Origin of the sequence: uncultured Massilia sp., from assembly GCF_913773735.1 — a bacterium.
Taxonomy (GTDB): domain Bacteria; phylum Pseudomonadota; class Gammaproteobacteria; order Burkholderiales; family Burkholderiaceae_D; genus Telluria.
Genome location: NZ_CAJYEB010000030.1, coordinates 217,542 through 239,340 on the forward strand (window position 1 = coordinate 217,542; position 21,799 = coordinate 239,340).

Consider the following 21,799-nt stretch of genomic DNA (forward strand, 5'->3'; position numbering starts at 1 on the left):
CCCGCATGCCGATCAGCGCAACATCGACTCCCACACCTTCTGCAGGCGCTTGCTCGACACCGGCATCGGCGTGCGCAGCTCCTGGGCGAACAGCGACACGCGCAGCTCTTCCAGCATCCAGCGGAAGTCGATCATGCGCGGATCGAGGTTCTTCAGCGGCTGGTTCTTGACCGTGCGCTGGAACTGCGACGCCGCCGTCTGCCACTCGGCCATCAGCTGGGCGTCGCGCGTCGGGTTGCCGCGCAGCTTTTCGAGGCGGATGTTCATCGCCTTCAGGTAGCGCGGGAAGTGGGCCAGCTGGCCGTATTCCGTCTCGGCCACGAAGCGCTTGTGCACCAGGCCCTGCAACTGCGCCTGCATGTCGCCCGCCACCGCCGGCGGCAGGCCCTGCAGGCGCTTGGGCAGGCCGTGGAACTCGGCCAGCACCTGGCCCACCAGGCGCGCGATCTCGTTGATGAGCAGGCCCAGGCGGCCCTTGCCCTCGTCCTTGCGCTTGTTGAACGACGCCGCATCGACCGGCAGCGGATCCTGCAGGCAGGCGATGTCGATCGCCTTGCTGACGATCTGCTCGCGCAGCTCGTCGGGCGAGCCGACCGACATGAACTGCATGCCCATCTGCTGCAGGCCCGGCACGTTCTTCTCGGCGAACTTCAGCTGGTCCTTGAACTGCAGCGCGAACAGCCGGCGCAGGCCGATGCGGTGGGTGCGCGCGGCCACGTTGGGGTCGTCGAACACTTCCAAATCGCAGTGCGTGCCCTTGTCGACCAGCGCCGGGAAGCCGATCAGCGTCAGCTTGCCCTGGTTGATCTCCAGCAGTTCCGGCAGCTCGCCGAAGGTCCACGCCGTGATGTTGGTGTGCTGGCTGACGGCCGGCGCGGCATTGCCGCCCGCCGCCGCCCCGCCCCTGGCCGCGGGCGCCGGCGCGGACGCGCTCTTCGCCGGCTGGCCCTTGCCGAAGGCCGCCTGCACCCGCTCGCCCGACGCCGGCGTCGATTCCGCCATGCGCTGGAAGCTCTGGCGCGCCTGGCCGCCCAGCTCCGCCTGCAGCGTGGCCAGGTTGCGGCCCATGTCCAGCTGGCGGCCGTGCTCGTCGACGACCTTGAAGTTCATCGACAGGTGGGCCGGCAGCGTCTCCAGCTTGAAGTCCGTGCTCAAGACGCGCGCGCTGGTGTGCGCATGGATGTCGGCGATCAGCGCGTCGACCAGGTCGCCGCGCCCGAAGCGCACCGGATCCTGGTTGCGGTCGAAGAAGTTCGCGGCGTAGTCCGGCAGCGGCACGCAGTGGCGGCGCAGCTTCTGCGGCAGGGACTTGAGCAGCAGCTGCACTTTTTCCTTGAGCATGCCCGGCACCAGCCAGCCCGGACGCTCGCGGGGAATCTGGTTCAGCGCGAACAGCGGCACGGTGAGCGTGACGCCGTCGCGCGGGCTGCCCGGCTCGAAGTGGTAGGTGAGGCCCATCTCGATGCCGGTGACGTTCATCGTCTTCGGGAACAGCTCGGTCGTGACGCCGGCCGCCTCGTGGCGCATCAGTTCCTCGCGCACCAGGTACAGCAGCTTCGGATTGTCGCGCGCCGCGTCCTTGTACCACTTCTCGAAGCCGGCGCCGTTCACGACGTCGGCCGGGATCTCCTTGTCGTAGAACGCGAAGATCAGCTGGTCGTCGACCAGCACGTCCAGCCGGCGCGACTTGTGCTCGAGGTTCTCGATGTCCTTGATCAGCTTGTGGTTGTGGGCATAGAACGGCGCGCGCGTCTCGTAGTCGCCCGCGACCAGCGCGTCGCGGATGAAGATCTCGCGCGCCTCCTGCGGATTGTGCAGCGCGTAGTTGATGCGGCGCTGGCTGTAGACGACGATGCCGTACAGCGTGGCGCGCTCCGACGCCGTCACCTGCGCCGTGCGCTTTTCCCAGCGCGGCTCGCCCCAGGACTTCTTCAGCAGGTGCGCACCGATCTTCTCGACCCACTCGGGCTGGATCTGGGCGATGCAGCGGGCGTACAGGCGCGTGGTCTCGACCAGCTCGGCCGCCATCACCCACTTGCCCGCCTTCTTGCCCAGCGACGAGCCCGGCCAGATGTGGAACTTGATGCCGCGCGCGCCCAGGTAGGCGCCACCGGCCCCCTCTTCTTCCATCTTGTAGCCGATATTGCCCAGCAGGCCCGTGAGCAGCGCCATGTGCAGCTGGTCGTAGGTGGCCGGCAGCTCGTTCAGGCGCCAGCCCTGCTCCTTCACGATGGTCAGCAGCTGCGAATGCACGTCGCGCCACTCGCGCAGGCGCACCTGGGACAGGAAGTTCTCGCGGCAGTTCTCCTGCAGCTGGCGGTTGGTCTTCTTGTGCTCGATGGCCTGCTCGAACCAGCGCCAGATCTTCACGAAACTCAGGAACTCGCTCTTCTCGTCGGCGAACTTCTTGTGCTTCTCGTCGGCCTGCTGCTGGTATTCCATCGGCCGGTCGCGCGGATCCTGCACCGACAGCGCGGAGGCGATGATCAGCATCTCGGTCAGGCAGGTGTTGTCGACGGCGGCCAGGATCATGCGGCCCACGCGCGGGTCGAGCGGCAGCTTGGCCAGCTTGCGGCCCATGGCGGTGAGCTGGTTGGCGTCGTCGACGGCGCCCAGTTCCTGCAGCAGCTGGTAACCGTCGGCGATCGCGCGGCCCTGCGGCGACTCGACGAACGGGAAGGTCTCCACGTCCGTCAGGTGCAGCGACTTCATGCGCAGGATGACGGCGGCCAGCGAGGAGCGCAGGATTTCCGGCTCGGTGAACCTGGGGCGCTGCAGGAAGTCGTCTTCCTCGTACAGGCGGATGCAGACGCCGTCGGCGACGCGGCCGCAACGGCCGGCGCGCTGGTTGGCGGCCGACTGCGCGATCGGCTCGACCTGCAGCTGCTCGACCTTGTTGCGATAGCTGTAGCGCTTCACGCGCGCCAGGCCCGAGTCGACCACGTAGCGGATGCCCGGCACGGTCAGCGACGTCTCGGCCACGTTCGTCGCCAGCACGATGCGGCGCGCGTTGGTGGTCCTGAACACGCGGTCCTGCTCCTCGACCGACAGGCGCGCGAACAGCGGCAGGATCTCGACGTGCGGCGGATGGTGCTTGCGCAGCGCCTCGGCGCAGTCGCGGATCTCGCGCTCGCCCGGCAGGAATACCAGCACGTCGCCCGGTCCCAGGCGGCACAATTCGTCGACGCCGTCGACGACGGCATCCATCAGGTCGCGCTTGTCGCGCGCGGCCTGCGCCTTCGACACCGGCTTGCCGGCGTCCGCCGCGCCGGCCGGGGCCGAAGCGACGTCGCGCTCGACCGGACGGTAGCGCACCTCGACCTGGTACAGGCGGCCCGACACCTCGATCACGGGCACCGGCTTGTCCGGCGTGCCGAAGTGGCGCGCGAAGCGCTCGGCGTCGATCGTCGCCGAGGTGATGATCACCTTCAGGTCCGGGCGGCGCGGCAGGATCTGCTTCAGGTAGCCCAGCAGGAAGTCGATGTTCAGGCTGCGTTCGTGGGCCTCGTCGATGATGATGGTGTCGTAGGCCTTGAGCAGCGGGTCGGTCTGGGTCTCGGCCAGCAGGATACCGTCGGTCATCAGCTTGACCCAGGCGCCGGACGACAGCGTGTCGTTGAAGCGCACCTTGAAGCCGACGTGCTCGCCCAGCGGCGAGCCCAGTTCGTGGGCGATGCGCTTGGCCGTCGACGACGCGGCGATGCGGCGCGGCTGCGTGTGGCCGATCAGGCCCTTTTCGCCGCGCCCCAGTTCGAGGCAGATCTTCGGCAGCTGGGTGGTCTTGCCCGACCCCGTCTCGCCGGACACGATGATCACCTGGTGCCCGGTCAGCGCCCTGGCGATTTCGGCGCGCCGGCCCGAGACCGGCAAATCTTCCGGAAACGTGATCGGCGGCAGCGGGTTGCGCACGGCCGCGCGGCGCTCGGCATCCTTCCTCGCCTCGGCGCGCGCGGCGCGGTCCTGCGGGCGGCGCTCGCCGTCGCGCGGCTTGCCGTCCTGCGGGCGTGCGCCGGCGCCGCCGGATGCCGGCGCGGGCGCCTGCGTGCGCGCCTGCGCCAGCGCATCGGCGAGCGCCCCGCGGCCCTGCGGCGCGCCCTCGCGGCCGCGCGGACGCGCGCCGTCGCGGCCTGCGCGCGGCTGGGTCGATGGACGTTCGGGGGAAGCGGCGCGCGCCGGGTTCGACGCAGGCTTGTTACTCTGTTCAGACATTGATTTTTACAAGGTATTTGGTGCGCAAATCGCGCAGCCAATTATAATGCGGCAAATGGAAAACCCTACCCAATTCGTCCAGTGGCTGCGCTCCGTCGCGCCGTATATTCATGCGTTCGGCGGCAAGACCTTCGTGGTCGCCTTTCCCGGTGAACTGGTGGCCGCCGGCGCCCTGCCGGTACTGGCCCAGGACCTGTCCCTGCTGGTCGGACTCGGCATCCGCGTCGTGCTGGTGCACGGCTCGCGGCCGCAGGTCGCCGACCAGCTGGCGCTGCGCAACGTCGAGGGACGCTTCCATAACGGCGTGCGCATCACCGACACGGCGGCGATGGAATGCGCGAAGGAAGCGGCCGGCGAACTGCGCCTGGACATCGAGGCCGCGTTCAGCCAGGGGCTGCCCAATACGCCGATGTCGAACGCCCACATCAGCGTCGTCTCCGGCAACTTCGTCACGGCGCGCCCGCTCGGCGTGATCGACGGCGTCGACCACGAACTGACCGGCGTCACCCGCAAGGTCGCCGCCGACAAGATCCAGACCATCCTCGAAACCGAGGACAACGTCGTGCTGCTGTCGCCGCTGGGGTTCTCGCCGACCGGCGAACTGTTCAACCTGACCATGGAAGACGTGGCGGTGTCCGCCGCGATCGCCCTGCACGCCGAAAAGCTCATCTTCATCACCGAGACCCCGCTGATGCGCGACGCCGGCGGCGCCGAGATCCGCGAACTGTCCTCGCACCTGGCCGAGGCCGTGCTGCAGGCCGGCTTCCTGCCGTCGGACGCGGCATTCTACCTGCAGCATTCGATCAAGGCCTGCAACAGCGGCGTCGACCGCGCCCACGTCATTCCCTACGCGATGGACGGCTCGGCCCTGCTCGAACTGTTCACCCACGACGGCGTGGGCACCATGATCACGCACGAGAACCTGGAAAGCCTGCGTCCTGCCACAATTGAGGACGTCGGCGGAATTATCAAGCTCATCGAACCGCTGGAAGCCGACGGCACCCTCGTCAAGCGCCCGCGCGAGCTGATCGAGCGCGAGATCGAGCAGTTCTCCGTGATCGACCACGACGGCATCATCTTCGGCTGCGCCGCCCTGTATCCTTTCCCCGAAGACAAGATGGCGGAAATGGCATGCCTGACCGTCAGCCCGGACGCCCAGACCCAGGGCGACGGCGAACGCATCCTGCGCCACATGGAAAACCGTGCGCGCGCCGCCGGCATGACCAAGCTGTTCGTGCTGACCACGCGCACCTCGCACTGGTTCAAGAAGCGCGGCTTCGTGCCGGCCAGCGTCGAGGACCTGCCGAAGGACCGCGCGCACATGTACAACTGGCAGCGTCGTTCGCAGGTGCTGATCAAGCAGTTGTAGACCCGGCGGCGGCACGACCGGGCCGCCCCGGCGCGGGCCCGGGCGGCCGGCGCGCGCCCGGTGCGATTCTCCCACTCCTCGTATAATCACGGTTTCAAAAATCCAACCAGGAGCAAGAACATGGCCCGCACCGTCCACTGCATCAAACTGAACAAGGAAGCCGAAGGCCTGGCCTTCCCGCCGTACCCGGGCGAACTGGGCAAGCGCATCTACGAAAGCGTCTCGAAGGAAGCCTGGGACGGCTGGCTCAAGCACCAGACCATGCTGATCAACGAGAACCGCCTGAACATGGCCGATGCCCGCGCGCGCAAGTACCTGGCCACGCAGATGGAGCGCCACTTCTTCGGCGAAGGCGCCGACCAGGCCGCCGGCTACGTGCCGCCGACCGCCTGATTCATCCCCCTCACCGCGTACACGCCGGCGCGCCGCCCAGGCAGCGCCAGCCATCCGACGATTCCGCCACCGGCAGGCCAGCCGCCGGTCCGGCGGGCACGGCACCTCGTGCACCCGTCCGCTCCCCGCATCGAACAGCACCTTGCGCGGCTGCCCCTGGCGCCAGCGGGCCGCATGCCGCGTGCCTGCAACTTGTCGGGTGCGCCCTCGCGCCGGGCTGCAGGACGAATACGACGCACGGCAGCCCGGCGGCCAGGGATGGCCCGGCCTGGTCCTCGGCAGCGGTAACAGCGCCGGCGCGGCTTACCGGCTGAAGCGCCAGGGCGACGGCGCGCGCATCACATCCGGCGGCACTGGCGCAGTTCGCAGCGCGCCATGAAGACCCTGCCGCCGTCGCACAGCATGCGGTAGACCTCGACCGGTCCCGGTTCCGTCACCAGTCCCGCGCCCTGCCCGCCCGTGCAGCCCTGCTGCTTCGCCAGTTTCTCCACCGTCGCCGACGACACGCCGGTGCGAAACGGGATGCGCTGGACGGCGTCCGGCGCCGTGGTGGCCGTGGTGGCCGTGATGGCCGTGGTACCCGCGGGCGCCGGCACGGCCGGCATGGCGCCATGCCGGGCCGCGCAGCCGCCGAGGACGGCGGCCAGCAGGCCCGCGCACAGCATCGACACCGGGATGGGCGCGCGGCGCATGGCGCGTGCGCTCAGAAGCGCAGCGTGCGCACGCCTTCGCCCGTGCCCAGCAGGCAGACGTCGGCGCCGCGCTGGGCGAACAGGCCGACGGCGATCACGCCGACGATCTGGTTGATGGTGGTCTCCAGCGCCACCGGATCGACGATCGACAGGCCGGCCACGTCGAGGATGTAGCCGCCGTTGTCGGTGACGAAGGCGTCGGTGCTGCCCGCCCGGGTGCGCAGGCGCGGCTGGCCGCCCAGCGCCGCCAGCCTGCGGGTGACGGCCGCCGCCGCCATCGGGATCACTTCGACCGGCAGCGGGAACGTGCCGAGGGTCTCGACCAGCTTGGAACCGTCGGCGATGCAGACGAACTTGCCGGACACCGAGGCCACGATCTTCTCGCGCGTCAGCGCGGCGCCGCCGCCCTTGATCATCGCGCCCGAGGCGTCGATCTCGTCGGCGCCGTCGACGTAGACGGAGATCGACTCGACGTCGTTCAGGTCGAACACCGCGATGCCGTGGCCGCGCAGGCGGCTCGCGGTCGCTTCCGACGAGGCCACCGCGCCCTTGATGCGCTCCTTGATCTTGCCCAGTTCGTCGATGAAGAAGTTGGCGGTCGAGCCGGTGCCGACGCCGATGATCTCGCCGTCGACCACGTAGTCGATGGCGGCGCGGGCTACCGCCTGCTTGAGTTCGTCCTGAGTCATGATGATGTGGGTAGGAGTCAAAGAATCCGCCATTCTAGCGGATGCGTCCTGCCGGCCGACAAAAAATGCCGCATCGTCAGCACAGTTGGCGATTCATACTATAAACTTGCAACAAGAGAAACACACGCCCCTGCCCGCCACTTCCGCCATGGTCCGCACCCTGTCAGCCCTCCTGCTCGCCTATTTCCTCGTCGACGCCGCCGCGGCCGCCGACTTCCAGCTGTCCGCGGCCCCGGGCCCGTACCGCGTCGGCTTCCACGTCCGCCAGCAGTACGACCGCGCGCGCATCTACCAGCCGGCGCGCAATCCGGTCACGGCGCAGGCCACCGGCGCCGACCGTTCGCGCCCGCTGCAGACGCTGGTCTGGTATCCGGCCATCGGCAGCGGCGCCGCGATGCACTACCGCGACTACGTGGCGACCGTCGCGACCGAGGAAGAATTCAGCCGCACGCCGGACCAGGTGCGCCGCGCCACCGAGCTGCTGGTCGAGGGCCGCGCCGCCGGTCCCGACGGCGCCCGCGTGCGGCGCGAACTGGAGCAGCGGGTGCGCGCGCTGCGCGACGCGCCCGAGCGGCCCGGCAAGTTCCCCGTCGTGATCTATGCGCCCAGCCACAGCGCCTACGCGATGGAAAACGCCGACCTGTGCGAATACCTGGCCAGCCAGGGCTATATCGTGGTCGCCAGCGCCTCGCTGGGACCGCGCTCGCACGCGATGACGGCGGACCTCGAAGGCGCCGAGGCGCAGGCCGCCGACATCGGCTTCCTGGTCGGCTACGCGCACACGCTGGCGCAGGCCGACACCGGCCGCATCGGCGTGATCGGCTACAGCTGGGGCGCGCTGGCGAACGTGCTGGCGGCCGCGCGCGACGACCGCATCCGCGCCGTCGTCAGCCTGGACGGTTCGCTGCGCGCCGCCGTCGAATACGTCAACGGCGGCCCGCGCGCGGCGCGCTACGTCACGCCGGAAAGCCTGGACATCCCGCTGCTGTACGTGAACCGCGTGCAGGGCGCGGGCCAGGGCGCCGACGACGAGAACGGCATCGGCACCGACCTGCTGGCACGCCTGCGCTACGCCGACGTCTACCTGGCCACGATGGACACGGCCAGCCACATGGATTTCTCGTCGTGGTCGCTGCGCATGGCGCCCGACGCCGCGCTGCGCGGCCGCACCCGCGCGCAGGCCGCGCAAGCCTACGGCGCCACCGCGCGCACGGTCCAGCGCTTCCTCGACGCGCGCCTGAAGGACGACGCCGCCGCGCGCCGCCAGCTGGACGCCGACCTGGCGCCCGGCGCCACGCCGCCCGGCCTGGTCTCCTTCGCGCTGCGCCGCGCGACCGGCGCCGCCCCGACGATGGACACCTTCCTCGACCAGCTCGGCCAGCAGGGCTTCGCGCGCATCGACGCCATCTACGACGGCCTGCACGCGCAGAATCCGGACCTGTCCTTCGATCCGCTGCAACTGCACGACTGGGGCATGAAGCTGCTGCGCGAAGGCCGCGCGGCCGACGCCGTGCGCGTGCTGCGCCTGGGCGTGCGCCTGTATCCGGAGCGCTTCGATTTCCTCTACGACGGCCTGGGCGAAGCCAGCGAGGCCGCCGGCGAGCGCGACGCCGCCATCGCCAGCTACCGCCACGCGCTGGCGCTGGAACCGGCGCGGGCCCATGCGCGCCTGCGCCTGGAGGCGCTGGGAGCGGCCGCCCAGTAACGCGCGGGCGGCGCGGCGCCGTCCGGCCGGAACGGCCACGCCGGCAGCCGGACCGGGTGGCGTGACGGCGCAGGCGTCATGCGGGAACGATGGCGTCGCGCGCGCGTCGCCGGACCCTCGTGGCTTTCGAGCAACCCCCGTTCCATTTCCATGTTGCATGACATACACTACCGCGTTTAACGCTTCCCGCTTCGCACGCCGCCCATGATCGTCGAGTCCCAGCAGGTCCCCGCGCAGGCCGCCGCGCCGGCTGCGGCGCACCCCTACCACCCGCCCTACCGCCCCGACATCGACGGCCTGCGCGCGATCGCCGTGCTGTCCGTGATGGTGTTCCACGCCTTTCCCGGCGCGCTGCGCGGCGGCTTCGCCGGCGTCGACCTGTTCTTCGTGATCTCGGGCTTCCTGATCGGCAGCATCCTGATCGTCAACCTGCAGCGCGGCACGTTCACCTTCGCCGACTTCTACGCGCGCCGCATCCGCCGCATCTTCCCGGCGCTGTTCGTGGTGACCGGGGCCACGCTGGCGTTCGGCTGGTTCGCGCTGTTCCCGGACGAACTCGCGCAGCTCGGCAAGCACGTGCTGGGCGGCGCCGGCTTCGTCGCCAACTTCGTGCTGTGGAACGAGGTCGGCTACTTCGACACGGCGGCCGAGACCAAGCCGCTGCTGCACCTGTGGTCGCTCGGCATCGAGGAACAGTTCTACATCTTCTGGCCCGTGCTGCTGCTGTTCGCGCGCCGCCGCCGCCGCGCCATGCTGCTGCTCGCGCTGGGCCTGGGGCTGGCGTCGTTCCTGGTCAACATCGGCGGGCTGCACAAGTATCCCAGCGCCACCTTCTATTCGCCCGCCAGCCGGGTGTGGGAACTGCTGGCCGGCGCCGCGCTGGCCTGGGTGCGCGTGCACGGCTGCGCGCTGACGGCCACGGCGCGCCTGTACGACGGCACCACGGCGGCCATCGACTTCGCCAGCCCGCGCGCGCGCAACGTGCAGTCGATCATCGGCGCCCTGCTGGTCGTCGGCGCCCTGCTGACCCTCAAGAGCACGCGCCCGTTCCCGGGCTGGTCGGCGCTGCTGCCGGTCAGCGGGGCCGTGCTCCTGATCGCCGCCGGGCCGCAGGCCTGGATCAACCGGCATGTCCTGTCGAACCGGCACCTCGTGGGGATCGGCCTGATCAGCTATCCGCTGTACCTGTGGCACTGGCCGCTGCTGTCGTTCGCCCAGATCATCGAGGCCGGCGCGCCGGCGCGCTCGCTCAAGCTGGCCTGCCTGGGCGCCGCGGTGGTGCTGGCATGGCTGACCTGGCAGCTGGTCGAGCGGCCGCTGCGCGGCACGGCGCACGGCCGCGCCAAGGTGGCCGGGCTGGCGGCGGCGCTGCTGGCGCTGGCCGCGGCGGGCGCCGCCATCTGGCACGCGGGCGGCGTGCCCGACCGCGCGGCGGTCGTCGACAACAAGCTGCAGCAGCAGGACCTGATCCTGGTCGAGGACCGCGCCAACGCCGCGGCCTGCAAGGCGCGCTACGGCTTCGCGTCGCCGTACGAGTACTGCCAGCTGGACGACGTGACCAAGGCGCCGACCGTGGTGCTGATCGGCGACAGCCATGCCTACCACCTGGTGGCGGGACAGACGGCATACTGGCGCGCGCGCGGCGAGAACGTGCTGCTGCTCGGCACCGCGGTGCCGTTCTTCGGCTACCCCGACTTCGGCAACGAGTACCAGAAGGCCACGCCGAAGATGCTCGACATCGCGCTCGGCACGCCGAGCGTGAGGACCGTCGTCATCTCCACCGCGATGCTGCTGCGCCAGACGCCGGCCGAGAAGGCGCTGCTGGTGCCGGCCCTGCGTACCACGCTGGAAAAATTCACCGCGGCCGGGCGCGAGGTCATCTTCGTCACCGACAATCCCACGCTCGGTTTCGAGCCGCGCACCTGCATCCGCCGCGCCGCCGTGGCCAGTTCGCAGACGCGCACCGACTGCTCGGTAGCGCGCAAGGAATTCGACGCGGCGCGCGCCGCCAACGTCGACTTCGCGCCGGTGCTGAAGGACTTCCCGCAGGTGAAGGTGTTCGATCCGGCCAGCGCGCTGTGCGACGCCGCCAAGTGCCGCGTGCTGCGCGACGACGCGCTGCTGTACCGCGACACCCACCACCTGAGCTACCGCGGCGACCTGCTGGTGGGTGAAGCCTTCGCGCGCTGGCACGCGGCGCAGCGGTAGCGGGCGGGCGGCGGCGCCGCGCCCCGGGTGGCCGCTGGCCGGCGCCCGGCTAGCCTGCCAGGATCTGCGCCAGCGCGTCGCGCAGCAGCCCGCACTGCGCGTCGGTGCCGACGCTGATGCGCAGCCAGTCGTCGATGCCCGGGGTCTGGAAATGGCGCACCAGGATCGCGCGCTCGCGCAGCGCCCGCGCCACGTCGGCCGCGCGCCGCGCCGCGTGGCGCGCGAACACGAAGTTGGCGGCCGACGGCAGCACCTCGAAGCCCAGCGCGCCCAGTTCGCCGGCCAGCCGTTCGCGCGTGGCGATCACCTTCGCGCGCTGCGCCTGGAAATAGGCGTCGTCCTCGATGGCGGCCACCGCGCCCGCCACTTCCACCCGTCCCAGCGGATACGAATTGAAGCTGTCCTTGACGCGTTTCAGGCCCTCGACCAGGTGCGCCTGGCCGATCGCGCAGCCGACGCGCAGGCCGGCCAGGGCGCGCGACTTCGAGAAGGTCTGCACCACCAGCAGGTTCGGATGATGGCGCACCAGCGCCACCGCCGACGCGGCGCCGAAATCGACGTAGGCCTCGTCGACCAGCACCACCTTGTGCGGATGCGCGCGCAGGATGCGCTCGATGTCGTCCAGCCCCAGGGCGATGCCGGTGGGCGCGTTCGGATTGGCGATCACGACGCCGCCGGCCGGCCGCGCGTAGGCGCCCGGATCGATGCGCATCGCCTCGTCCAGCGGCAGCTGCACGGCGTCGATGCCGTACAGGCGGCAGTACACCTTGTAGAAACTGTAGCTGACGGTCGGCATCAGGATCGGCAGGTCCTGCTGGAAGAAGGCGTGGAAGGCGTGGGCCAGGACTTCGTCGGAGCCGTTGCCCACGAAGACCTCGCCCGGCGCGACGCCGTGGTAGGCGGCCAGGGCCTCCTTCAGCGCGGTCGATTGCGGGTCCGGGTACAGGCGCAGGCGCTCGCCCGCCTCGGCCTGGATCGCGGCGATCGCGCGCGGCGACGGCGGATACGGGTTCTCGTTGGTGTTCAGCTTGACCAGGCGCTCGATGCGCGGCTGCTCGCCCGGCACGTAGGGCGTCAGGTTGCCCACGTGGGGACTCCAGAATGTGTTCATCTTCCTGCGGGATTGACATGGGGGGTCGCCTACTATAGCAGCAAGCGGGCCGGCGGCATCGGGCGCGCCGCGCCGCGTTCGATACGTGCCAACCGGGCTTCATGTCGAAAAAAGTCCCGTTCATCGCAGCGGCGTAGGCGCGGACGATGGCATGATGACACTCGTCCTTCCAATCCCATGACGACGACACGATGACATCGATACGACTTTTCCTGGCCATGACGGCGATGGCGATGATGGCGGCGGCTCCCGCGCATGCCGAGGACGCCGCGGGCGACTGGGGCGGCCGCATCGCCAATTCCCTGGGCGTGTTCCTGAAGCTCGAGAAATCGGCGAGCGGGAACTGGGAGGGCACGCTGACGGTCCCGCAACAGGACCTGGTGACGAAGGTGGACCGGCTGGTCGTCACGGACGAGCAGGTCAGCTTCGCCCTGCTCCGGCTGAACGCCACCTACACGGCGCGCTGGAACGCGCAGGACCGGGCCTGGGCCGGGAACTGGGTGCAGCAGGGCCAGACCGTCCCGCTCGCCCTGCAGCGCACGGCCCCCGGCGCGGCGACGCCGAAGCGCCCGCAGGAAGCGGCGATCCACGCGCGCGCGCCGGCCTACACGAGCAGCGTCGTCACGTTCGACAATGCCGCAGCCGGTGTCGCGCTGGAGGGCACGCTCACCGTCCCGCACGGCAAGGGGCCGTTTCCGGCCGTGGTCCTGGTGCACGGCTCGGGCCCCTTCGACCGCGACGAGGACATCTTCAAGCACAAGCTGTTCCTGGTCCTGGCCGACCACCTGAGCAGCCGCGGCATCGCCGTGCTGCGCTACGACAAGCGCGGCGTCGGCAGGTCGTCGGGCACGTACGCGGACGCGACGACGTTCGATTTCGCCGCCGACGCCGGGGCCGCGCTGCGCTTCCTGCGCGGCCGTCCGGAGGTCGACGCGCGCCACGTCGGCATCGTCGGCCATTCGGAGGGCGGCCTGATCGCGCCCCTGCTCGCGGCGCGCGATCCCGACGTCGCCTTCATCGTGATGCTGGCCGGCCCCGGCATGCGCGGCGAGCTGCTGATGGTCGAGCAGATCGCCCTGCGCTCGCGCGCGAACGGCGCGCCGGACGCCGTGGTCGCGCGCGAGCGGGAACTGAACAAGGCGATGTTCGCGCTCCTGGCGCAGGAACCCGACGTCCAGGCGGCGCGGGCGAAGGTCACCGCGCTCATCGATGCCGCCGGGCGCGACGGCACGCTGCCGGCCGGGATGAACAAGGCGCTGGTGACGGCGTTCTCGACGCCATGGTTCCTGGCGTTCCTGCGCCACGAACCGGGCCCGGTCCTGCGCGCCGTGCGCCAGCCGGTGCTGGCGCTGAACGGGGCGCTCGACATGCAGGTGCCCGCCGCGCCGGACCTCGCCGCGATCCGCGCGGCCCTCGCGGACAATCCGCGCGCCACCGTGACCGAACTGCCGCGCCTGAACCACCTGTTCCAGACCGCCACCACGGGAGCAGGAACGGAATACGCCACGATCGAGGAAACCATGGCCCCGCTGGCCCTCGCTACCGTCGGCGACTGGATCCACGCCACGGTGCGGCAGGGCAGCGCACGATAATCCGATGGAACGGCAACCGACCACGTACGCCGGCGCTGGATCAACCGTCCTTGGCGTCCTTCCCGCCCCCGCCGGCCACGACGCTGGCGGGATGGTCGGCCCGGGCGAACCGATGCGGCATCGCACCCCGCTACCCTGACAAGGAAACGCCTTGAGATACCTGCTTTTCGCCATGACCCTGCTCATGCAGGCGAACGCGCACGCCGCCGCCTGGCAACCCGCCGACGGACGGGCGCAGATACCGCTGTGGTCCGGCGCGGTCCCCGACGCGAAACCTGCCGCCGGCCCGGCAGAAGCCCTGCGCTCGCGCGACGACCGGCCCGTCGCGGGCCGCCCCTGGCTCGAAGTGGAAAACGTCACCCGGCCGACGATGACGGTGTATTCGCCCAGGGGCGGCAATACCGGCGCCGCCGTCGTCGTGTTCCCGGGCGGCGGCTACCGGGTCCTGGCCATCGACCTCGAAGGCACCGAGGTGTGCGACTGGCTGACGTCGATCGGCGTGACCTGCGTGCTGCTGAAATACCGCGTGCCGGGTTCCGGGCCGCACTGGGATCCCGTGCGCAACCGGCGCGTCATCCCGAAGGTGCACACGGCGCTGCAAGATGCGCAGCGGGCCATGGGGCTGCTGCGCCGGCGCGCCGGCGAGTGGCACATCGATCCGCACAAGATCGGCGTCCTGGGGTTCTCCGCCGGCGGCCACCTGGTGGCGGCGCTCAGCACGCAGGAAAGACGCACCTACGCGCCCGTGGACGCGGCGGACGACGAAAGCTGCCGTCCCGACTTTGCGGTGGCGCTCTACCCCGGGCACATGTCCGCCAACTACCGGGCCGACCTGTCCAGGATCAACCCGACGATCCGCATCACCGGGCGCACGCCGCCGACCTTCCTGCTGCATGCACAGGACGACCCGGTGGACCCGGTGGAATTCTCGCTGCTGTACTACGCGGCCCTGAAGAAGGCCGGCGTCCCCGCCGAGATGCACCTGTTCGCCGAAGGCGGGCATGCGTTCGGGTTGCGGCCGACCGGGCTCCCGGTCACGAAATGGCCCGCCCTGGTCGAGACGTGGCTGGGCAGCCTGGGGATGATTCCCGCGACGCGGTGATGCGCCGGGGCGACGACCTGCGGCCTGCGCGCTGCTAGTCGCGAGGCGGCAGGCAACCGAACATCCGCGTCCCCGGCCGGTCGCCCGTCCAGATCTGGTGCACGGTCGCGCTGCCGTCGCGCTGGCGCGCCAGGCAGAAGCGGGCCTCGTAGCTTGCCGCGCCCTTGCCCTGGCCGCCCGGGCGCGCCTCGATGCGCAGGTGATAGACGCGTCCCGCCTCCAGCCTGGCCGCGGCCGTGCGCGGCAGCGCGGCGACCCTGCCGCCGTAGGGCACGCAGGTGCCGAAGACGAGCGGGAACGTGCGCTCCTTCGGCATCGACATCTTCCACAGCAGGCGCTGGCCGTCCGACACCGTGATCGCCTGGAAGTCGGGCGTGCCCAGGCGCTCCTCGCGCGGCGTGATGGTGAAGCACGGGCCGCCGCGCGGGCCCTCGCGCACCTCGGCCTCGCCGGTGCGGGCGCAGGCCGGGACGGCGATGACGGCGGCAAGGAGAGGGAGGAAGATTTTCATGATCCCGGACAAGGGTTGAACAGGCAAAGCCTACGTCGGGTCCGCCAGCCGGCCTTGCGGCTGCGCAAGCTCAAGCGTCGGTCCTGGCGAATTTGCGCGACATGCCGCGCGGCAGGTTGCCGGGATCGGACGGATCGGCGAGGAAGCCCGCCAGCACCTGCTCGTACAGGGCAAGGTGCCCGGCATGGCGCTGCTGGCGCATCACGCGCGGCATGCGCATGTGCCTGAGCGCGAAGTAGTCGGCCAGCAGGTCGCCCTGCGCTTCCATGTTGTAGTCGGCCAGCCGCGCGTCGGCACGCAGTTCGTAGCCGTAGGACAGGCCGATGCGGATGGCGCCGCGCAGCTTGACCGGATAGCCGAGCTGGTGCTGCCAGACGTGCACCATCTCGTGCATGAACCAGTGGATGGTGTGGGGATCGCCCGCCGCGTAGTCGGGCAGGAAGCAGGAAGGATGGAAGTAGATGCTGCCGTTGGGCGTCATCGCGCAGTTGCGCGGCTGGACCAGCGGCAGGTAGCGGCGGTTGTGGATGCGCACGCGCGCGTAGTCGATGGCGTCGCCGAACAGCTGCGACGCCATCGCGATCTCGCGCGCGGTCAACGGCCGCGCCAGGCGCCGCCGCGGAAGGTCCACGTGGACGCTCGGTCCGGCCGTCAGGCCGCGCGCAGCGCCGATGCGGACCTGGCGAGATCCGTGATCAGGTCCCAGTCGCCGGCCTTCATCGCATCGGCCGGGGTCAGCCAGGAGCCGCCCACGCAGGCCACGTTCTTCAGCGCCAGGAACTGCGGCGCGGTCTCGATCGAGATGCCGCCGGTCGGGCAGAAGGTCACGTCCGGCAGCGGGCCGCCGATCGCCTTGAGCATGCCGACGCCGCCCGCCGGCACCGCCGGGAACAGTTTCAGCTGCTTGAAGCCGGCCTCGCGCGCGACCATCACTTCGGACGGGGTCATGCAGCCCGGCAGCAGCGGCAGGCCGCTCGATTTGGCGGCGTCGATCAGCGCCGGGGTCAGGCCCGGCGAGACGCCGAACACGGCGCCGGCATCGCGCGACGCGGCGAATTCTTCCGGCTGGGTCAGGGTGCCGACGCCGACGATGGCGCCTTCGACCTGCGCCATCGCGCGGATCGCTTCCAGGCCGTGCCTGGTGCGCAGCGTGACTTCCAGCACGCGGATGCCGCCGGCGACGAGCGCCTTGGCCAGGGGAACGGCGTGGTCCGGGTCGTCGATCGCGATCACGGGGATCACGACGGCCGAACGCATGATGTCGATGAGGGTGCTCGGTTGGTTGCTCATTCGTCTCTCGCTGGTTATTTGTTCTTGCGGATCAGGGTGTCTTCGTCGGAACCGGGGATGATCTCGCCGGTGTCGACGCCTTCGTGCAGCGGCACGGTCGTGTCCTTCAGCGACGGCAGCGGGAAGGTGGCGGCGCCCTCTTCCGCCGCGCTGATGCTGTTGCGGAACATCGCGAACAGCTCGCGGCCCATGCCGATGTGGCTCGAGCTCAGGTCGGCCGTGGCGTGCTTGCGCGCGGCCCAGACGTCGTCCGGCACCAGCGCGTCCAGCGTGCCCTGGGTGGCGTCGACGCGGATGATGTCGCCGTCGCGCACCAGGCCCAGCGGACCGCCGGCCAGGATTTCCGGCGACACGTGGATCGCCGCCGGCACCTTGCCGGACGCGCCCGACATGCGGCCGTCGGTGACCATCGCCACGTGGTAGCCGGCGTCCTGCAGGTTGGCCAGCGCCGGGGTCAGCGCGTGCAGTTCCGGCATGCCGTTGGCGCGCGGGCCCTGGAAGCGGATCACGGCGACGAAGTCGCGGTTCAGCTTCCCGGCCTTGTAGGCGTGCATGAAATCTTCCTGCGAATCGAAGGTCAGCGCCGGCGCCTCGACGATGTGGTGCTCCTGCTTGACGGCGGAGACCTTCATCACGGCGCGGCCCAGCTTGCCCTTCACGAGGATCAGGCCGCCGTCCGGGCGGAACGGGTTCGCGGCCTTGCGCAGCACCGCCTCGTCGCCGCTCTGTTCCGGCAGGTCCTTCCAGACCACCTTGTCGCCGTCCAGGAACGGCTCCTTGCAGTGGTTGCGCAGGCCGTGGCCGAGGATGGTGTTGACGTCGTCGTGCGCCAGGCCGGCGTCCAGCAGTTCGCGCATCACGAAGGTCGGGCCGCCCGCGGCCTGGAAGTGGTTCACGTCGGCGTCGCCGTTCGGGTAGACGCGCGCCAGCAGCGGCACCACCTTCGACAGCTCGTCGAAGTCGGTCCAGTCGACCTGGATGCCGGCGGCGCGCGCGATGGCGATCAGGTGCAGCGTGTGGTTGGTCGAGCCGCCGGTCGCGTGCAGCGCGGCGATGGCGTTGACGATGCATTTCTCGTCGACGATGTGGCCGATCGGCATGTACTCGCCGCCCTGCTGCGAGATGGCCACGGCGCGCTGGGCCGCGGCCTTCGTCAGCGCGTCGCGCAGCGGCGTGCCCGGGGTGATGAAGGCGGCGCCCGGCAGGTGCAGGCCCATCATCTCCATCAGCATCTGGTTACTGTTGGCGGTGCCGTAGAAGGTGCAGGTGCCGGCGCTGTGGTAGGCCTGGGCTTCGCCCTCGAGCAGTTCCTCGCGGGTGGCTTCACCTTTGGCGTAGCGCTGGCGCACGGCCGCCTTTTCCTTGTTCGAGATCCCGGTGGTCATCGGGCCGCCCGGCACGAAGATGCCCGGGATGTGGCCGAAGTGCAGCGCGCCGATCAGGAGGCCCGGCACGATCTTGTCGCAGATGCCCAGGTACAGGCTGGCGTCGAACATATTGTGCGACAGCGCGATGGCGGTGGCCATGGCGATGGCGTCGCGCGAGAACAGCGACAGTTCCATGCCCGGCTGGCCCTGGGTGATGCCGTCGCACATGGCCGGCGTGCCGCCCGCGAACTGGGCCACGGCGCCGATCTCGCGCACGGCTTCCTTGATCACCTTGGGGAAATATTCGAACGGCTGGTGCGCCGACAGCATGTCGTTGTAGGAGGAGACGATCGCCACCGACGGCTGCTTCTGCTCGCGCAGCTTGAGCTTGTCGTTGGCCGGGAAGGCGGCGAAGCCGTGCGCCAGGTTCGTGCAGGCCAGGGTGCCGCGCTGCACGCCCTTGACGCGCGCGGCGTCCAGGTGCGCCAGGTAGGCCTGGCGCGAATGCCGGCTGCGCTCGATGATTCGCTGGGTCACCTGCTGTACTACGGGATGTACCGCCATGATCGTTCCTCGTAAATTGAATTTCTGAAATTTTACTACAAAATGAAAATGGCCGCATGCGGCCGTCAAGTGGTTTCATAGGACCGAGCCAGATCCGGCCGGACGCGTGGACCGCACGGCCGTCCACCCTGCGGATGCGTTTCCGGTAGGGTGGACGGGTCTTCCGTCCACGCGTTCAATCGATGCCTGCACGGCGCAAGCCGTTTTTATGTAGTGAATTTACGCCCGATTCCTGTATGATTCGCTAACCTGCATACCATGACATCATACCGTCCAACACCATGCCCCAACCATCCCTGACCAGCAGCGCCGCCTACCAGGCCCTCCAGACCCATGCCATCGACGCCGAAGACTGGCAGATGCGCGACCTGTTCGCCGCCGATCCGCAGCGCTTCGAACGCCTCTCGGTCGACGCCGCCGGGCTGTTCCTAGACTATTCAAAAAACCGCCTGGACGGGCGCACGCTTGAACTGCTGGCAAGCCTGGCGCGCGAGCGCGGTGTCGAGCAATTGCGGGATGCCATGTTTGCCGGCGAAAAGATCAACGTCACCGAAGGCCGCGCCGTGCTGCACACCGCGCTGCGCGCCCCGCGCGACAAGCAGATCACGGTCGACGGCCAGGACGTCACGGGCGACGTGCACGCCGTGCTCGACCATGTGAAGACCTTCACCGACGCCGTGCGCAGCGGCGAATGGAAGGGCCATACCGGCAAGGAGATCACCGACGTCGTCAACATCGGCATCGGCGGCTCCGACCTCGGTCCCAAGATGGTCTGCCTGGCGCTGCGCCAGTTCGCCCATCCGCGCCTGCGCATGCATTTCGTCTCGAACGTCGACGGCCACGACATGGACGCCGCCCTGGCGCGCGTGGACCCGGAAACCACCCTCTTCATCATCGCCTCGAAGACCTTCACGACGGCCGAGACCATGATGAACGCGAACACCGCGCGCCGCTGGTTCCTGCAACACGCATCCGAAGACGCGCTGGCCAAGCACTTCGTCGCCGTCTCGACCAACGTGGAAGCCATCAAAGCCTTCGGCATCGACCCGGCCAACATGTTCCCGTTCTGGGACTGGGTGGGCGGCCGCTACTCCGTCTGGTCGGCGATCGGCCTGCCGGTCGCGCTGTGCGTCGGCTACGGCTATTTCTCCGACTTCCTGGCCGGCGCCCACGCCATGGACGAGCACTTCCGCACCGCCCCGGTCGAGCAGAACATGGCGATGATCCTGGGCCTGGTGGGGTTCTGGAACCGCGAGTTCCTGGGCTGCGCCTCGGTCTCGATCGCGCCCTACCACCAGGACCTGAACCGCTTCCCGGCCTACCTGCAGCAACTGGACATGGAAAGCAACGGCAAGCGCGTCACGCGCGACGGCGACGCCATCGTCGACTACGCGACCGGCCCGGTGATCTGGGGCGACGTCGGCACCAACGGCCAGCACGCCTACTTCCAGCTGCTGCACCAGGGCACCGACGTCACGCCGATCGACTTCATCGCCGCGCTGCGTCCGGCCCACGAGTTCCACAACCACCACGCGGCCCTGCTGGCCAACTGCTTCGCCCAGTCGGAAGCCTTCATGAAGGGCAAGACCACGGACGAGGTGCGCCAGGACCTGCAGGCGCAGGGGCTGGCGCTGGCGGAAATCGAGCGCCTGGCGCCGCACAAGACCTTCCCCGGCAACCGCCCGAGCAACACCATCCTGCTCGACTACCTGACCCCGGCCACGCTGGGCGCCCTGATCGCGCTGTACGAGCACAAGGTGTTCGTGCAGGGCGCGCTGTGGGACGTCAACAGCTACGACCAGTGGGGCGTGGAACTGGGCAAGGTGCTGGCCAGGAAGATCGAGGCGGAACTGAACGGCGCGCCCCAGCCGGAGCTGCACGACGGCTCGACCAACGGCCTGATCGCGCGCGCCAGGGCCGCAGTGTAAGCACCACGCTGTTCGCAAAGGAGACCATGCAAGCATGAAGAGCGAGAAATTCACGGTCGTGCACGACGCGCCGATGCAGGTCGGCGAATCCCCCATCTGGCATCCGGTCGAGTCGGCGCTGTACTGGGTCGACATCGACGGCCGCACGGTGCACCGCCTGCACCCGGCCAGCGGCAAATACTCGTCGTGGAAGATGGCGACCGAGCCGTCCGCGCTGGCGGTCGACCAGGACAACAACCTGGTCGTCGCCACGCGCGCCGGCTTCGTCTACCTGAACACCACGACGGGCGACGTCGAGGACATGATTCCCGCGCCCTACGACACGAAGATCATGCGCTTCAACGACGGCCGCGTCGATCCGGCCGGGCGCTTCTGGGTCGGCACCATCTACGAGCCGCGCGACCAGCAGAAGGCCGAGATGTACGTACTGGACAAAGGCCAGCTGCGCCAGGCCTGGGCCGGCGGCATGACCAATTCGAACGGCCTGGCCTGGAGCCCGGACGGCCGCACCATGTACCACGCCGACACCACCAGCCACCGCGTGGACGCCTACGACTACGACGTGGCGAGCGGCCTGGCCTCGAACCAGCGCAACCTGGTCGCCTTCGCGGACGACAAGAAGGCGCCGGACTACGGCGGCCGCCCGGACGGCGCGGCGATGGACAGCGAAGGCAACTACTGGGTCGCGATGTTCGAGGGCGCGCGCATCGTCAAGCTGTCGCCGACCAGCGAACTGCTGGCGGAAATCCAGCTGCCGGTGCGCTGCCCGACGGCGGTCTGCTTCGGCGGTCCCGACCTGCGCACGCTGTACGTGACCAGCGCCAGCCACGGCCGCTCGCACGCGGAACTGGAGCAGTACCCGCACAGCGGCAAGGTGCTGGCCTTCCACGTCGACGTGCCGGGCATCGAGCAGCCCGAATATCAGGCTTGAGCGTAGGGTGGACGGCTCTGCCGTCCACCCTACCACGCGTGCGTCCATGCGACCGCTGGCTGGACGCGTGGACGGCAGAGCCGTCCACCCAACCACGCGTGCGTCCATGCGACCGCTGGCTGGACGCGTGGTCGGCAG

16 protein-coding genes are annotated in these 21,799 nt (G+C 69.7%); 8 read left to right on the top strand and 8 right to left on the bottom strand.

The genetic code is table 11. The annotated features are described in order from the left end of the window. Window positions 1-12: 12 nt before the first annotated feature. Window positions 13-4,209, bottom strand: coding sequence for an ATP-dependent RNA helicase HrpA (hrpA, locus tag QZ749_RS15405; protein WP_296948649.1), 4,197 nt, complete (start codon window positions 4,207-4,209; stop codon window positions 13-15). 55 nt (window positions 4,210-4,264) lie between these two features. On the opposite strand from hrpA, the gene argA reads away from it, so the two are divergent. Further along, window positions 4,265-5,578: an amino-acid N-acetyltransferase gene (gene argA, locus QZ749_RS15410; RefSeq protein WP_296948651.1), complete on the top strand. Its 1,314-nt coding sequence runs from the start codon at window positions 4,265-4,267 to the stop codon at window positions 5,576-5,578. A 120-nt stretch (window positions 5,579-5,698) separates the two neighbouring features. Then, window positions 5,699-5,971 (top strand): oxidative damage protection protein, encoded by a 273-nt coding sequence (locus QZ749_RS15415; protein ID WP_296948654.1) that lies wholly within the window; start codon window positions 5,699-5,701, stop codon window positions 5,969-5,971. A gap of 338 nt (window positions 5,972-6,309) precedes the next feature. Here the strand turns inward: QZ749_RS15415 and QZ749_RS15420 are convergent, their stop codons facing one another. After that, window positions 6,310-6,663 carry a hypothetical protein gene (locus QZ749_RS15420; RefSeq protein WP_296948656.1) on the bottom strand — a complete coding sequence of 118 codons (354 nt, stop codon included), beginning with the start codon at window positions 6,661-6,663 and terminating at the stop codon, window positions 6,310-6,312. A gap of 11 nt (window positions 6,664-6,674) precedes the next feature. Then, on the bottom strand, window positions 6,675-7,352 hold the full coding sequence (gene rpiA, locus QZ749_RS15425) for a ribose-5-phosphate isomerase RpiA (protein WP_296948659.1): 678 nt from the start codon (window positions 7,350-7,352) through the stop codon (window positions 6,675-6,677). A 148-nt stretch (window positions 7,353-7,500) separates the two neighbouring features. On the opposite strand from rpiA, the gene QZ749_RS15430 reads away from it, so the two are divergent. After that, window positions 7,501-9,057 carry a dienelactone hydrolase family protein gene (locus tag QZ749_RS15430; protein ID WP_296948662.1) on the top strand — a complete coding sequence of 519 codons (1,557 nt, stop codon included), beginning with the start codon at window positions 7,501-7,503 and terminating at the stop codon, window positions 9,055-9,057. A 204-nt stretch (window positions 9,058-9,261) separates the two neighbouring features. Further along, window positions 9,262-11,265 (top strand): acyltransferase family protein, encoded by a 2,004-nt coding sequence (locus QZ749_RS15435; RefSeq protein WP_296948664.1) that lies wholly within the window; start codon window positions 9,262-9,264, stop codon window positions 11,263-11,265. Between the two features lie 49 nt (window positions 11,266-11,314). Here the strand turns inward: QZ749_RS15435 and hisC are convergent, their stop codons facing one another. Beyond that, window positions 11,315-12,376, bottom strand: coding sequence for a histidinol-phosphate transaminase (gene hisC / locus QZ749_RS15440; RefSeq protein ID WP_296948667.1), 1,062 nt, complete (start codon window positions 12,374-12,376; stop codon window positions 11,315-11,317). Window positions 12,377-12,567: 191 nt separating this feature from the next. On the opposite strand from hisC, the gene QZ749_RS15445 reads away from it, so the two are divergent. Then, window positions 12,568-13,968 carry a S9 family peptidase gene (locus QZ749_RS15445; protein WP_296948669.1) on the top strand — a complete coding sequence of 467 codons (1,401 nt, stop codon included), beginning with the start codon at window positions 12,568-12,570 and terminating at the stop codon, window positions 13,966-13,968. A gap of 151 nt (window positions 13,969-14,119) precedes the next feature. After that, entirely contained in the window at window positions 14,120-15,070 is a 951-nt protein-coding gene (locus QZ749_RS15450) for an alpha/beta hydrolase (protein ID WP_296948672.1), read from the top strand. A 34-nt stretch (window positions 15,071-15,104) separates the two neighbouring features. Here QZ749_RS15450 and QZ749_RS15455 read toward each other — a convergent pair whose 3' ends face one another. From QZ749_RS15455 to edd, 4 genes are all read right to left on the bottom strand, one after another. Then, on the bottom strand, window positions 15,105-15,581 hold the full coding sequence (locus tag QZ749_RS15455) for a hypothetical protein (RefSeq protein WP_296948675.1): 477 nt from the start codon (window positions 15,579-15,581) through the stop codon (window positions 15,105-15,107). A 70-nt stretch (window positions 15,582-15,651) separates the two neighbouring features. Further along, window positions 15,652-16,212 (bottom strand): Rhs element Vgr protein, encoded by a 561-nt coding sequence (locus QZ749_RS15460; RefSeq protein ID WP_296948678.1) that lies wholly within the window; start codon window positions 16,210-16,212, stop codon window positions 15,652-15,654. Between the two features lie 20 nt (window positions 16,213-16,232). After that, window positions 16,233-16,871, bottom strand: coding sequence for a bifunctional 4-hydroxy-2-oxoglutarate aldolase/2-dehydro-3-deoxy-phosphogluconate aldolase (gene eda, locus QZ749_RS15465; RefSeq protein WP_296948682.1), 639 nt, complete (start codon window positions 16,869-16,871; stop codon window positions 16,233-16,235). 14 nt (window positions 16,872-16,885) lie between these two features. Then, a complete protein-coding gene (edd, locus tag QZ749_RS15470) occupies window positions 16,886-18,802 on the bottom strand; it encodes a phosphogluconate dehydratase (protein WP_296948685.1) in 1,917 nt (638 codons plus the stop codon). A gap of 281 nt (window positions 18,803-19,083) precedes the next feature. Between edd and pgi the strand changes: the two genes are divergently transcribed. Then, window positions 19,084-20,730: a glucose-6-phosphate isomerase gene (pgi, locus tag QZ749_RS15475; protein WP_296948688.1), complete on the top strand. Its 1,647-nt coding sequence runs from the start codon at window positions 19,084-19,086 to the stop codon at window positions 20,728-20,730. 34 nt (window positions 20,731-20,764) lie between these two features. Continuing rightward, on the top strand, window positions 20,765-21,661 hold the full coding sequence (locus tag QZ749_RS15480) for an SMP-30/gluconolactonase/LRE family protein (RefSeq protein WP_296948691.1): 897 nt from the start codon (window positions 20,765-20,767) through the stop codon (window positions 21,659-21,661). The last annotated feature ends 138 nt before the right edge of the window (window positions 21,662-21,799 follow it).

What these genes read in the sequence shown, in the direction of transcription:
- QZ749_RS15445 (WP_296948669.1), top strand. Translation starts at nt 12,568, where the DNA reads ATGACATCGATACGACTTTTCCTGGCCATGACGGCGATGGCGATGATG.
- hrpA (WP_296948649.1), bottom strand. Translation starts at nt 4,209, where the DNA reads ATGTCTGAACAGAGTAACAAGCCTGCGTCGAACCCGGCGCGCGCCGCT.
- QZ749_RS15455 (WP_296948675.1), bottom strand. Translation starts at nt 15,581, where the DNA reads ATGAAAATCTTCCTCCCTCTCCTTGCCGCCGTCATCGCCGTCCCGGCC.
- QZ749_RS15420 (WP_296948656.1), bottom strand. Translation starts at nt 6,663, where the DNA reads ATGCGCCGCGCGCCCATCCCGGTGTCGATGCTGTGCGCGGGCCTGCTG.
- QZ749_RS15435 (WP_296948664.1), top strand. Translation starts at nt 9,262, where the DNA reads ATGATCGTCGAGTCCCAGCAGGTCCCCGCGCAGGCCGCCGCGCCGGCT.
- QZ749_RS15415 (WP_296948654.1), top strand. Translation starts at nt 5,699, where the DNA reads ATGGCCCGCACCGTCCACTGCATCAAACTGAACAAGGAAGCCGAAGGC.
- edd (WP_296948685.1), bottom strand. Translation starts at nt 18,802, where the DNA reads ATGGCGGTACATCCCGTAGTACAGCAGGTGACCCAGCGAATCATCGAG.
- QZ749_RS15480 (WP_296948691.1), top strand. Translation starts at nt 20,765, where the DNA reads ATGAAGAGCGAGAAATTCACGGTCGTGCACGACGCGCCGATGCAGGTC.
- hisC (WP_296948667.1), bottom strand. Translation starts at nt 12,376, where the DNA reads ATGAACACATTCTGGAGTCCCCACGTGGGCAACCTGACGCCCTACGTG.
- eda (WP_296948682.1), bottom strand. Translation starts at nt 16,871, where the DNA reads ATGAGCAACCAACCGAGCACCCTCATCGACATCATGCGTTCGGCCGTC.
- QZ749_RS15430 (WP_296948662.1), top strand. Translation starts at nt 7,501, where the DNA reads ATGGTCCGCACCCTGTCAGCCCTCCTGCTCGCCTATTTCCTCGTCGAC.
- pgi (WP_296948688.1), top strand. Translation starts at nt 19,084, where the DNA reads ATGCCCCAACCATCCCTGACCAGCAGCGCCGCCTACCAGGCCCTCCAG.
- rpiA (WP_296948659.1), bottom strand. Translation starts at nt 7,352, where the DNA reads ATGACTCAGGACGAACTCAAGCAGGCGGTAGCCCGCGCCGCCATCGAC.
- argA (WP_296948651.1), top strand. Translation starts at nt 4,265, where the DNA reads ATGGAAAACCCTACCCAATTCGTCCAGTGGCTGCGCTCCGTCGCGCCG.